Genomic DNA, 13088 nt, shown 5'->3' with positions numbered 1-13088 from the left:
GGCGGGCCTGCTCAGGTGTTCGACCAATGCCGCAGCAGGTTGTGATAGAGGCCGGTGAGGCGCACCAGCTCCGGGCTGTCCGGCAATTGGCGGGTCAGCGCCTGGATGCTTTCGTCCAGCTCCAGCAGCATCGCCCGCTGGCCGTCCTCGCGGACCAGGCTCTGGATCCAGAAGAAGGACGCAAGCCGCGCACCGCGCGTGACCGGCTCGACCCGGTGCAGGCTGCCGCTCGGATACAGCACCAGGTGCCCGGCTGGCAGCTTCACGCGGTGGCTGCCGAAATGGTCTTCCACCACCAGATCGCCACCGTCATAGTCCTCCGGCTCGCTGAAGAACAGGGTCGCGGACAGGTCGGCACGTACCCGATGCGGCGTGCCCGGGACAGTGAAGATGGAGTTGTCGATGTGGTTGCCGTAGGTACCGCCGCTCGTATAGCGGTTGAAGCGCGGCGGCAGCACTTTCAGCGGCAACGCGGCGGCCATGAACTGCGGATTGCCGCCCAGGCGCTCGAGGATGAAGTCGCCGATCTCGATGGCGAGTGGATCGTCCTGCGCCAGTTGCTCGTTGTCCTTGGCGCTGACGGCGATGTGTCCAGCCGTATTGCGGCCGTCCTGCCAACTGGCCCGCTCCAGCGCCGCGCGGCACTTCAGTACCTGCTCGGGCGTCAGTACATCGGGGATGGTCAGCATCATCGTCGGTCGTCTCCGTGGGCTTTGGCGAACCCCAATCAGTAGCGAATGATTCTAAATTGGGATGGAGCACTATGACAGCGCCGTGGTCGACGAGCCTTGATCCAGACCAGGGAAAAGGACCCTTCCCCATGCCGAACGCCCCGGTCGGTTGCGCGGCCGGGGCGTGTGCCAGTGGGGACGGTCAGAAGGACAGCATCGCGGAGAGCACGGCCGAGCGCGCGTCACCGTATTCGATGGCCGAGGAACGCGCCGCGTCGCCCAGGGTGGTTCGCACGCGTTCCACATAGTCCTTGTCGAACAGGTTGTTCAGGTTCAGCTGCAGGTCCAGGGTTTCGTTGACCTTGTAGCCCAGCATGGCGTTATGCAGCCAGTAGGCGTCCAGCTTGATCCGGTCGTCGGACGAGGTGAGGTTGCGCTCGCTGACGTAGCGCGTGCCATAGCCGACGCGGACGTTGCCCGGCAGGTCGTAGGTGGTCCACAGGTTGAAGGAGCGTGGCGGCGTGTTGGCCAGGGCCTGGCCCACGGTTGCGAGGCCCTTCGGCGTGTTGGCGTCCTTGCGGGTTTCGCTGTCGAGGAAGGTGAAGTTGGTGAACAGGTTCCACTGCTCGGTGAGCTTGCCGGTCGCCGCGAGTTCAAAACCCTGTACCCGGCGATCACCAGCCAGCGCCGTGGAACCGTCGGCCATGGTGGTCCGCGCGTTCTTCTTGTCCACCTGGAAGATGGCGGCGTCCAGCCCGAGGCGGCGGTCCAGCAGCTCCCACTTGGTGCCCAGTTCCCAGGTCTCGTTCTTTTCCGGACCGAGCTTCTGGGTTGCCTCGCTCAGGCCCGAGCCCGAGGTGGCGAGGTTCTCCGCCGAGGGGTTGAAGGAGTTGCCCCAGGCGATATAGAGGCGGCCGAATTCGGTGGGCTTGAAGACCAGCCCAGCACGGCTGCTGAGACGTTCGTCGCTGGAGCTGTAGCCCTTGGTGGTCCAGGCGCCCTTGGCCAGGCTGCGATTCTCGGCGTCGCCATCCACCCAGTCATAGCGCAGGCCCAGGCTCAGGTCCCACATCTCGTCCAGGGCGATGGTGTCGAAGGCGTAGAGCGCCCGGTCAATCAGGCGCGTCTCGACCTTGGAGGACGTTCCCTTGTCGGTCGGGCCGCTCCAGTAGCCCAGCGGGCTGGCCAGGTCGTACCCGCCTTTCGGGAACTGGAGGCCGTAGGAATAGACGTCGCGGTCATAGGTCTCTCGGGAAGACTCCAGGCCGCCGACGAAGGTATGCCCGAGTCCCAAGGTGTCGAAGTCGGCGGTGAGGCTGGTCTGGTTGATCCACATCTTGCTGGTGACGTCGCGGCCGTAGGCCTGCGGGCCCGCCGGCAGATACTTGCCCGGCGGCAGCTTGTCGATCTTGATGTGGGCGGCGGAGATCACCGTGTCGCGGTGGACCTGGCCGTAGCGGGTGAGGTTCTGCAGCGAGAGATCGTCGCTGAACTGGTGCTCCAGCTTGATGGTGACAGCGTTCTGGCTGATCTCTTCCTTGTCCAGGTTGCGCCAGCCGAAGAATGCATCGCGGCTGACACCGGCGACCCGCTTGCCGTTGAAGGCGGGCACGCCATAGTCGGGCTGGTTGTCGTCGGTCTGGTGGAAGTAGCTCAGGGTCAGGCGCGTATCTTCGCTGAACCCCAGCACCAGGGAAGGCGCAAGCCCCCAGCGCTGACGCTCGATCTGCTTGCGGTCGGGCACGTCGTTCTCGTGGGCCATGAGATTGAGGCGGAAGGCGCTGCCGTTGCCGACCTCCTCCAGTGGCTGGTTGGTGTCCAGGGTCAGGCGGTGGTAGCTGTCGGTGCCCAGGCCCGCGCCGATGTGCGTGAAGCGTTCGGCCAGGGGCTGCTTGGTGATCTGGTTGACCGTGCCGCCGGTGGTGCCGGCGCCGCCGAAGACCGAGTTGGGGCCCTTGATCACCTCGACCTGCTCGATGTTGAACATGTCGGTGCGGTTGTTCTGGGCGCTGTCGCGCAGACCGTCGATCTGCATGTTGGAGTTGGCGGAAAAACCGCGGATGTTGATGCTGTCGCCGGAGCCGCCGCCGCCCTCGCCGGCGTTGAAGGTGATCCCGGAGACATTGGATAGCACTTCGCGCAGGCTCAGCGCCTTCTGGTCCTGGATCACTTCCCGGGGCACCACCGTGATGGTCTGCGGCGTATCCAGCAGGGGGACGGCGTACTTCGCCGAAGCCGAGCGCTCGACCTTGTAGGATTTTTCGCGTTGGCCATCGACATTCACATTGTCGAGTTCCAATGCCTTGCCCTTTGCATCGGCCATGGCATGGGTGCCGAAGCCGGCGAGGGCGATCCCGACGGCGGCGGCCAGCAGGTTGCGCGGCGAAAGCTTGAGTGGTGCGGTTTGGTGTTGCATGAGAGTGCTCCCCAGTTGAATGGGGAGAGACTCTATTTGAGAATGATTATCACAAATAGCTATCCGACGCAGACTCGGAAAAGCCATTGATCGTTACGGAAGAGCCTTACAGGCAACGCGCCAAATAGGGCTTGGGAGGCGGTGGAAGCTGACGACCCGGACTCGCGATCCGTTGGGCTTCGCTGCGCTCTGCGCCAACCTACGGCAAAGTCCGCCCGCGCCTCTGCGCGGCCCAAAAACAAAACCCGCCATGTGGCGGGCCTTGTCTGAAACGCATGCAACCTTACAGGTAGAAGGCCTTCAGCGGCGGGAAGCCATTGAACTCCACTGCGCTGTAGCTGGTGGTGTAGGCGCCGGTCGACAGCCAGTAGAGGCGGTCCTCGGCGGCCAGGTTCAGCGGCAGGCCGTACTTGTAGTTCTCGTACATGATGTCGGCGCTGTCGCAAGTGGGGCCGGCGATCACCACCTCTTCCACCTCGCCCTTCTTCTCGACCCAGATCGGGAACTTGATGGCCTCGTCCATGGTTTCGATCAGGCCGGAGAACTTGCCCACATCGGTGTAGATCCAGCGCTCCACTGCGGTGCGGGACTTGCGCGCAACCAGCACGACTTCGCTGACCAGGATACCGGCGTTGGCGATCAGCGAACGGCCCGGCTCGAGGATGATTTCCGGCAGTTCGTCGCCGAAGTCTTCCTTGAGGAAGCGGATGATTTCCTCGGCGTAGGTTTCCAGGCTGTTGGTGCGCTGGATGTAGTTGGCCGGGAAGCCGCCGCCCATGTTGATCATCTGCAGGGTGATGCCGTCTTCTTCCTTCAGGCGCTCGAAGATCACTTTGACCTTGGCGATGGCGGCGTCCCAGACGTCGATGTCGCGCTGCTGGCTGCCCACGTGGAAGGACACGCCGTAGGGCACCAGGCCCAGTTGCTTGGCGAGGATCAAGAGGTCCAGGGCCATGTCCGGGTTGCAACCGAACTTGCGCGACAGCGGCCAGTCGGCCGAGGTGGAGCCTTCGGTGAGGATGCGCACATAGACCTTGGCGCCCGGAGCGGCCTTGGCGATGTTGCGCAGGTCGGCTTCGGAGTCGGTGGCAAACAGGCGCACGCCCTTATCAAAGAAATAGCGGATGTCACGGGCTTTCTTGATGGTGTTGCCGTAGCTGATGCGCTCAGGGCCGACACCGGTCTTCATCACCTTGTCCAGCTCGTAGATGGAGGCGATGTCGAAATTCGAACCCTTGTCACGCAGCAGCTCGGTGATCTCGGTGGCCGGGTTGGCCTTCACTGCGTAGTAGATCTTGGCGAAGGGGAAGCAGCTCACCAACTGGTCGTACGAATCGGCGATGGTCTGCTTGTCGATCACCACGAACGGGGTTTCTTGCTTGTCGGCAAACGCCTTCATGCGCTGGAAAGTTTCGGGCGAGAAGTAATCTTCGACCTTGATCGACATGCGAGGGACTCCATATGGCAAAACAAACGAAAGTTGTTAGGGGTGGCCGAGTCTTTGGACAACAGGCCTGAACGTCTGATCAGTTTCCCCACTTTGGTTCGCCTACTTCCCAAGGCATGTCGCCGAGGATTTTCAGTCGATCAGGACTGCAAACCTCTCGTCGTCAGTACTTGAGCCGGATGGATCGTTGCCAGCATGGACGTTCGGGCGCGAACTTTAGGACCACAGGAAGCACAGATCAATCAAAAATTGCCGCTTTGGCGCATCCCTTTGTCGCATCGCCAGTTGACTGTTTCAGATATCCAACACAACGAACTGGAATACCGCACAACCGCCGAGATTCCGCTCGCCCGATGGGCGCCGCTTGGCCTGCGAATACCGCTATAATCGCCGCCTTTTTTGACAGACCGACTACTCGTCGACGGATTCCATTTCCATGAGCATTCAGGCCGCCGAAGTCGCGAAACGCCGCACGTTCGCGATCATCTCCCACCCCGACGCCGGTAAGACCACCATTACCGAGAAGCTGCTGCTGATGGGCAAGGCCATCGCCGTGGCCGGGACCGTGAAGTCGCGCAAGTCCGACCGCCATGCCACCTCCGACTGGATGGAGATGGAAAAGCAGCGCGGCATCTCCATCACCACCTCGGTGATGCAGTTCCCCTACCGCGAGCACATGGTCAACCTGCTCGACACCCCCGGCCACGAAGACTTCTCCGAAGACACCTACCGCACCCTGACCGCGGTGGACTCGGCGCTGATGGTGCTCGACGGCGGCAAAGGCGTGGAGCCGCGGACCATCGCCCTGATGGAAGTCTGCCGCCTGCGCGATACGCCCATCGTCAGCTTCATCAACAAACTCGACCGCGACATCCGCGACCCGATCGAGCTGCTCGACGAGATCGAAGCGGTGCTGAAGATCAAGGCCGCACCGATCACCTGGCCGATCGGCTGCTACAAGGACTTCAAGGGCGTGTATCACCTGGCCCAGGACAAGGTCATCGTCTATACCCCCGGCCACGGCCACGAACGCACCGAGATGAAGGTCATCGACAAGCTCGACTCGGATGAGGCCCGCGCCCACCTGGGCGACCTCTACGACGACTTCGTCGAGCAGTTGGAGCTGGTGCAGGGCGCCTGCCACAGCTTCAACAAGGAGGAGTTCCTCAAGGGCCATATGACCCCGGTGTTCTTCGGCACTGCGCTGGGCAACTTCGGCGTCGACCAGGTGCTCGACTGCATCGTCGACTGGGCGCCGCAGCCGCTTTCGCGCGCCACCCACGAGCGCATTGTCGAGCCCACCGAGGAGAAGTTCTCCGGCTTCGTGTTCAAGATCCAGGCGAACATGGACCCGAAACACCGCGACCGCATCGCCTTCATGCGCATCTGCTCGGGCAAGTACGAGAAGGGCATGAAGATGCGCCACGTGCGCCTGGGCAAGGACGTGAAGATCGCCGATGCGCTGACCTTTTTCTCCTCCGAACGTGAGCAGCTGGACGAAGCCTTCGCCGGCGACATCATCGGCCTGCACAACCACGGCACCATCCAGATCGGCGACACCTTCAGCGAAGGCGAACCCCTGGGCTTCACCGGCATCCCGCACTTCGCCCCGGAACTGTTCCGCCGTGTGCGCCTGAAGGACCCGCTGAAATCCAAGCAGCTGCGCCAGGGCCTGCAGGAGCTGGCCGAGGAAGGCGCCACCCAGGTGTTCTTCCCCGAGCGCAACAACGACATCATCCTCGGCGCGGTCGGTGTGCTGCAGTTCGACGTGGTCGCCAGCCGCCTGAAGGAGGAATACAAGGTGGAGTGCGCCTACGAGGCGATCAACGTCTGGTCGGCGCGCTGGATCGAGTGCAGCGACGAGAAGAAGCTCAAGGAGTTCAAGGACAAGGCCTTCGAGAACCTGTCCGTGGACGGCGGCGGCCACCTTACCTACCTGGCGCCGACCCGGGTCAACCTGAGCCTCATGGAAGAGCGCTGGCCGGATATCAAGTTCCGCGCCACCCGCGAGCACCACTGACGTAGCTGGAGCCCCGTAGGTTGCGCTGCGCGCGCCAGGAGCCCCGCGTTGGAGTTCCGGTGCGCATGGCGCACCCTACGATCAAGCCCTGGCGCGCTGGATCACGGATCGAGCGCACCGGAGGTCCAGGTACTGGACGGCGCCGAGCCGGTGAACTTGGCGACTATCGCTCCCTCCGGCACCAGCCGGTCGCGGTAGCGGGTGACCATCCGCCCCGCCTGAGGCGCCACCAGCACCTGCTCGCTGGCCGGGTCGCCGGGGATGGCGATGACTCGCGCGAAGCGCTCGCCGGCCTGGACGACATCACCCAGCTCCCGCTCGAACACCAGCACCCCTGCCGCTGGCGCGAAGACCGTTTCCATATGCCCGATGGGCACCGCCCTGCCCTGCCATTCCGGCAGCTCCGCCGCTTGCGCGATCAGGCCACGGGCACAGAGGAAGGCGTAGAGGCCGTCGGCATCCTGCTGCGCCAGGGCATCGCTGACGTCGCCCTGGCCGCGCAATTCGACGGTGGCGACCAGGCGCCCCTCGAAGCGTCCCTCCGCCAGCCAGGGAGCGATCACCACTTCCTCGAAGGCACCATCGCTGTCGCCCTCCCAGATGATCGCCACCTCGGCCCCCAGGGCCGCCGCCAGGTCCTGGCCGACGGGCCAGAAGCACTGGTGCAGGTAGACGTATTGCAGCGCCTCGTCGTCGGTATGCAGGTCGAGGACGATGTCGGCATCCGCCGCGAGGCTTGCCAAGGCCTTCTGCCAGACGGCCAGGTTACCCAGCGGGCGAGCCTGGGCCAGGGATGCGGGGAAGCCCCGGTTGAAGTTGCGGCTACTGGGTTCATGCACCCGGCCAAGGATGCGTCCATGGCGAAACTGGCCGATACCCAGCGGATTGGCCTGGGGCACCAGGGTCACGCAGCCCCGCAGAAGGCCGCTCTCGGCGGCAGCCTGCAGGCGCGGCAGCAGCTTGTGCAGCACCAGCATGCCGGCGATCTCGTCGGCATGGACGCCGGCCTGCAGGTGGGCCCTGGGTCCCGGCTTGCCGCTGTCCAGGCGCCAGGCCGGCACCCGCAGCAATGCGCCGGAATCACCCGGCACGCTCAGGGATACGTCTTCGATCATGTCCTACCCTCCTGATGGCCGCCGGGCGAGCCCGGACGGTTGGTTTGTCGCCTGGCCAGGCGGTACTATCCCGGCCGATCGAGCGAAGGAAGTCGCCCTTGGATACGCCCCGCGAAAGACAGCCCCGGACCAACCCCGACGAACGCCGCGAACACCTGGTGCGCGCGGCCCTGCGCTGCCTGGTCGCCGAGGGCCATGCGGGCATCTCGGTGCGCCGCATCGCCAAGGAGGCCAATGTCGCTGTCGGGCTGATCAACCACTATTTCGGCAGCATCGATGCGCTGGTGGCCCAGGCCTATGAAACCCTGGCCAGCGAGGTCAACCAGGCCCTGCTGGCACAAATCGACGCCGCCGGGCCGGCGCCTGCCGCACGCGTGGACGCCTTCCTCACTGGTTACTTCTCGCCGGTAACCCTGGACCCCGACCTGCTCAGCCCGTGGGTGGTGTTCTGGAGTTTGATCCGCCACTCCCCGCAAGTGAACCAAGCCCACGAGCGCACCTACGGCGGCTCCCTGGTATTGCTGGAACAATTGCTCTCGGAACTCGCCCGGGAGGAAGGCTTCGCCATTGCCAAGCCGCGCCTGGCGGCAATCGGCCTGTCGGCATTGCTCGACGGCCTGTGGCTGGAATGGTGCCTCAACCCCGCCAACTTCAGTGCCGAGGAAGGCCTGGACATCAGCCGCCGCTGGGTCGACAGCCTGCGGCGCGGGGCCTATGCCTGATTTCTTGCGGCCGAGGTTGAACCGAAACACGTTGTGGGGGCGAATTCATTCGCTAAGGGCGGCGAAGCTGCCCCAATTAACCTCACAGGCAGACCTGCGGTCTGCTTAGCGAATGAATTCGCCCCCACAGGTAATGTGTCAGCCCCCTGTCAGTTCGCCCGACGAAACATGCTTCGTCGCTCCGCCAGGCCAAATCCCGTCTCGATCATGAAGGTCAGGCAGATGTAGATGCCGGCCACCAGCAACAGCGGCTGGTAGATCTGGAAGGTCTGGGCGCGCACCACGTTAGCGGCGCCCAGCAGGTCGACAACGGCTACGGTCGAAGCCAGCGCGGTGGATTTCAGCAGCATCACCGTTTCCCCGGCGAGCGTCGGCAGCAGCAGGCGGATCGCCCTCGGCAGCCAGACCCGGATCAGCACCAGGCGGTGACGCATGCCGAAGGCCGCCGCAGCTTCCAGCTCGCCCTTGGGCACCGACCTCATGCCGCCGCGAATCACCTCGCCGACATAGGCGCCCACCGAGAGCACCAGGGCAAAGACGATGTACCAGAAGCCATCGCGCAGGTAAGGCCAGAGAAAGCTGCCGCGGATCAGCGGGAAGTGGGCGAAGAGGCTGCCCAGGCCGTAGTAGAAGATGTAGATCTGCACCAGCAGCGGCGTGCCGCGGATAACGCTGGTGTAGGCCAGGCTAGTGCCCGCCAGCAGCGGGTTGCGCGACATCCGCGCCAGTGCCACCAGCAGGGCCAGGACAAAGCCCAGAAGGGCGGAGATGGCGAGCATCAGCAGGGTGGTGCCGAGGCCACCGAGCAGCAGTTTGCCGTAGTCGATTATCCAGGCAGCGGTCATCGTCAGCCCTCGCTCACACCGACGGCGTCCAGCGGCGGAAACGCCGCTCGAGCCAGCCGGAAAACAGGTTGGAGAGCACGGTCAGCACGTAATAGAAGGCCGCCGCGGTGAGGTAGAAGGTCAGGTAGTGGCGAGTGGAGCCGGCCGCCTGCTTGGCGGTGAACAGCAGCTCGTTGGTGCCGACCACGCTGATCAGGGCGCTGTCCTTGATCAGGTTGACCCAGAGGTTGGCCATGCCGGCCAGGGCATTGGGCGCCATGATCGGCAAGGTCACCCGGCGGAACAGGCTGAAGCCGCCCATGCCGAAGGCTCGCGCCGCTTCGATCTGGCCAGAGGGAATGGCCTGGATGGCGCCACGGAAGATTTCCGAGGCATAGGCGCCCTGCACCAGACCAAGCACGGCGATCGCCACCACTGTGCCGTTAAGTTTGAGGTCACCGTAACCCAGCCAGGCGAACAGCTGGTTCAGGCCCATGGAGCCGACGTAGTAGAGCAGCAGGATCAGCAGCAGCTCAGGCACGGCGCGGCACAGGGTGGTGTAGCCGCGCATCAGTTGCGCCACGGGGCGCGGCCCGCTGAGCTTGCCCATGGCGACCGCGAGGCCGATCAGCATGCCGACCAGGAAGGCGCCGACGGAAATCTGCAGGGTTACCCACAACCCCTTGAGCAGCGCCGGGCCCCAACCCTGGGCGCCGAAGCCGACCAGTTCAAAGTAAGACTGCATTGCAGGCCCTCATCGAGGCGGAAATGCGCCATCCCGGGGCTGCCAGGATGGCTCCGGAGGTCACTGCTTCGGCGCGACGCTGACGTCGAAGTACTTGGCGGAAATGGTCGTGTAGTCCTCGCTGGCCAGCAGCTTGGCGATGGCTTCGTCGAGCTTGGCCTTGAGGGCCGTGTCGTCCTTGCGCAGGCCGGCCCCGACGCCGCGACCGAACACCGGGTCGTAGGGCACCTCGCCCTTGTTCTCGATGCCGGCGGCCTGGGCGTCGGGGGATTTGACGAAGGCGCTGACGGCGATGCCGTCGGCCATCATCAGGTCGATGCGCCCGGCCACCAGATCGGCGTTCACCGAGTCCTGGGTGTCGTAGTAGCGCACGTCGGCGATGTCCTCGTAGTACTTCTTCAGGTAGTTGGAGCTGACGGTGGAGAGTTGCACACCGATTACCTTGCCCTTCAGCCCCTCGGGGCTGATTGCGAAGTCCAGCGCATGGGGCGCGGCCACGGCCACCGGCGTGTCGTAGTAGGCGCGGCTGAAGGCGATCTGCTTCTCACGCTCCTCGGTGACGGACATGGAGTTGAAGATCACGTCCACCTTCTTCGCCATCAGCGCGGGGATCAGTCCGTCCCAGGCCACTTCGTCTATTTCGCACTGGGCCTGCATCTGCGCGCAGAGGGCGCGGATCAGGTCGGGCTCGAAGCCGGCCCACTGGCCGTCCGGCTGCTTGCTGGAGAATGGCGGATAGGGTTCGGCCGCCATCGCGAACTTCAGGGTTTCGGCCTGGGCGCCCGCCGCGCCGGCCACGAGCATTACCGCGCCTGCCATCCAACTTGCCAGTCGAGACTTCTTCATGGTGTTCCCCTGCCCTGCTTGATGTTGTTGTGGTTAGAGCTTGTCGCGCTGGCCGCCGCTGGCGGCCGGGGTCAGCGATTCTGGTGCGCGGTGACGAACTGCCGGCAGCGTTCGCTGCGCGGGCGCAGGAAGACTTCCTGCGCTGGACCTTCTTCTTCGATCCGGCCCTGGTGAAGGAAAGCGACGTGGCTGGAGACGTCGCGGGCGAAGGCCATTTCGTGGGTCACCAGGATCATGGTGCGGCCCTCTTCGGCCAGCGAGCGGATCACCCGCAGCACTTCGCCCACCAGTTCCGGGTCCAGCGCCGAGGTCGGTTCGTCGAACAGCATCACCTTGGGTTCCACCGCCAGCGCGCGGGCGATGGCCACCCGCTGCTGCTGGCCGCCGGAAAGGAAGGACGGATACTCGTGGCGCTTGGCCGCCAGGCCGACACGCTCCAGCAGCGCCTCGGCCCGTTCCAGGGCTTCGGCGCGGCTCTCGCGCAGCACCTGGATCGGCGCTTCGATGAGGTTTTCCAGCACGGTGCGATGGGGCCAGAGGTTGAAACTCTGGAACACCATGCCAAGGCGCGAGCGGATGCGGGTCAGCTGTTTCTGGTCGGCCACCACCGGCTCGCCGACGCGGTTGGTGGTGAGCCGGATGCTCTCGCCGTCGACCTTGACCGTGCCCTGGTTGGGTATCTCCAGCATGTTGATGCAGCGCAACAGGGTGCTCTTGCCGGAGCCGCTGGCGCCGATCAGGGACACGACGCCCCCCTCGTGGGCCGTCAGCGAAACGCCCTTCAGCACTTCGAACTGGCCGAAGCGCTTGTGGATGGAATCCACTTCCACCATCTTCGGCCGTTCAGCCGGGGCGGGAGCGGGATCGGCCTTGCGGGTCGCGATCACCTCGATGGCCGGGCCGGGCTTCAGGCTGGAAGCGAAGCGGCGGATGCGCGCGCAGGCCTCCGTCAACTGCTCCTCGCCCAAGGTGTAGGACAGGCGCACGAACCCCGCGGCGGCCGGGCCGAAGGCTTCGGCATCGAGCACCGCGACACCGGTGGCGCGGAACAGCTGCCAGGCGAAGTCCAGCGAGCAAAGACCGCTGCCACGCACATCCAGCAGCACGAACATGCCGGCTTGCGGCTTCAGCACCTTGAGCGGGGCGCAGCCTTCCAACGCCTCCACCACCAGGTCACGGCGTCGCCGGTAGAGCTCACGCATGTCATGGGTCACCTGGTCGTAGGCGAGCACCGCGGCCAGCGCGGCCTCCTGCACGAAACCGGGCAGGCCGTAGAGCATGTTCAGCGCCAGGTTCTCGATATGCGCCACCAGTTCCGGGCTAGCGACCACCCAGCCGGTGCGCCAGCCGGTCATGGCGTGGGACTTGGACAGGCTGCCGATGCTCGCGGTGCGGTCGCGCATGCCCGGCAGGGTCGCGAAGTAGAGGTGGGGCTGTTCGAAGGCGAGACTTTCGTAGACTTCGTCCACCACCACCCAGAGGTCGTGCTGCCGCGCCAGCTCGGCAATGGCCTGCAGCTCCTCGGCATCGAGCACCACACCCGTGGGGTTGTTCGGGTTGGCGAAGAAGATGGCGCGGGTGCGTTCGGTGATGGCCGCGCGCAGGGCCGCCAGGTCGGGTCGGAAGCCGCCTTCGGCGGGGCAAGGCACTCGCACCAGGGAGGCGCCAGAGGCCTTGAGGGTGGCTTCGTAGGTGACGTAGACCGGGTCGAAGACGATGACTTCGTCGCCCGCCTCCAGCAGGCACATGGCGGCGGCATAGAGGCCATTCTGCGCGCCGGCCACCAGTATGGTGCTGTCTGCCGACACCGCCTGCCCGGTCAACCGGCCATGCAGGTCGGCGATGGCCTGGCGCAGTTCGGGGCGACCGGCCACGTCGCAGTAATGGGTGTCGCCGGCCTGCAACGCCTCGATGGCGGCGCTGGTGATGGGCTCGGGGGTGGCTATATCCGGATCGCCGATGCTGAGGACGATGACGTCTTCACCCGCCCGCTGGGCGGCGATCGCCGCGTAGTGAATATCCCAGGCGGCTGTGCCTGGCCCTGCCATCTTCTTCACAAGCGAAGCGAAACGCATGTCCGAGCCCCATTGAAAATGGTGGAATCCGGGCCGCCTGGCTGCATTGGCCAAGCGGCAAGTGGGCCAACCATAGCCCAGCATGAACGAGTGTTCAATAGCGTTTTTCGCCCTGTTTCCACAGGCCCGCGCTATGCCCCGAGGCAGAGCGGATGCACCTTGAAAAACAGCCCGGACGCCCCGGCAAGAGGCATGCTCCTTGGCCAC

General features: G+C 64.8%; 10 protein-coding genes. 2 read left to right on the top strand and 8 right to left on the bottom strand.

Annotated elements, in window-relative coordinates; translation table 11 throughout:
* Positions 1-11: 11 nt before the first annotated feature.
* The 3 genes from E8F12_RS21870 to E8F12_RS21860 form a co-directional block, all read right to left on the bottom strand.
* Complete coding sequence (locus E8F12_RS21870) at positions 12-692, bottom strand: Fe2+-dependent dioxygenase (RefSeq protein ID WP_280327277.1); 681 nt, start codon at positions 690-692, stop codon at positions 12-14.
* Between the two features lie 181 nt (positions 693-873).
* On the bottom strand, positions 874-3087 hold the full coding sequence (locus E8F12_RS21865; RefSeq protein WP_280327276.1) for a TonB-dependent siderophore receptor: 2214 nt from the start codon (positions 3085-3087) through the stop codon (positions 874-876).
* A gap of 283 nt (positions 3088-3370) precedes the next feature.
* Positions 3371-4534, bottom strand: coding sequence for a type III PLP-dependent enzyme (locus tag E8F12_RS21860; protein ID WP_280327275.1), 1164 nt, complete (start codon positions 4532-4534; stop codon positions 3371-3373).
* A gap of 436 nt (positions 4535-4970) precedes the next feature.
* On the opposite strand from E8F12_RS21860, the gene E8F12_RS21855 reads away from it, so the two are divergent.
* A complete protein-coding gene (locus E8F12_RS21855) occupies positions 4971-6554 on the top strand; it encodes a peptide chain release factor 3 (RefSeq protein WP_280327274.1) in 1584 nt (527 codons plus the stop codon).
* Positions 6555-6655: 101 nt separating this feature from the next.
* Here E8F12_RS21855 and E8F12_RS21850 read toward each other — a convergent pair whose 3' ends face one another.
* Positions 6656-7669, bottom strand: coding sequence for a succinylglutamate desuccinylase/aspartoacylase family protein (locus E8F12_RS21850; protein WP_280327273.1), 1014 nt, complete (start codon positions 7667-7669; stop codon positions 6656-6658).
* Positions 7670-7767: 98 nt separating this feature from the next.
* On the opposite strand from E8F12_RS21850, the gene E8F12_RS21845 reads away from it, so the two are divergent.
* Positions 7768-8391, top strand: coding sequence for a TetR family transcriptional regulator C-terminal domain-containing protein (locus E8F12_RS21845; protein ID WP_280327272.1), 624 nt, complete (start codon positions 7768-7770; stop codon positions 8389-8391).
* A 149-nt stretch (positions 8392-8540) separates the two neighbouring features.
* Here the strand turns inward: E8F12_RS21845 and E8F12_RS21840 are convergent, their stop codons facing one another.
* From E8F12_RS21840 to E8F12_RS21825, 4 genes are all read right to left on the bottom strand, one after another.
* Complete coding sequence (locus E8F12_RS21840; RefSeq protein ID WP_280327271.1) at positions 8541-9236, bottom strand: ABC transporter permease subunit; 696 nt, start codon at positions 9234-9236, stop codon at positions 8541-8543.
* A 13-nt stretch (positions 9237-9249) separates the two neighbouring features.
* Complete coding sequence (locus tag E8F12_RS21835) at positions 9250-9960, bottom strand: ABC transporter permease subunit (protein ID WP_280327270.1); 711 nt, start codon at positions 9958-9960, stop codon at positions 9250-9252.
* Positions 9961-10020: 60 nt separating this feature from the next.
* The gene (locus E8F12_RS21830) at positions 10021-10806 is read right to left on the bottom strand and encodes a transporter substrate-binding domain-containing protein (protein WP_280327269.1); all 786 of its coding nucleotides are present in this window, start codon (positions 10804-10806) and stop codon (positions 10021-10023) included.
* 71 nt (positions 10807-10877) lie between these two features.
* Positions 10878-12881, bottom strand: coding sequence for an aminotransferase class I/II-fold pyridoxal phosphate-dependent enzyme (locus E8F12_RS21825; RefSeq protein ID WP_280327268.1), 2004 nt, complete (start codon positions 12879-12881; stop codon positions 10878-10880).
* Between the last annotated feature and the right edge of the window lie 207 nt (positions 12882-13088).

This window comes from Pseudomonas sp. BN102, assembly GCF_029871245.1.
Classification (GTDB): domain Bacteria; phylum Pseudomonadota; class Gammaproteobacteria; order Pseudomonadales; family Pseudomonadaceae; genus Metapseudomonas.
This window is presented reverse-complemented; position numbering and strand designations above follow the sequence as displayed.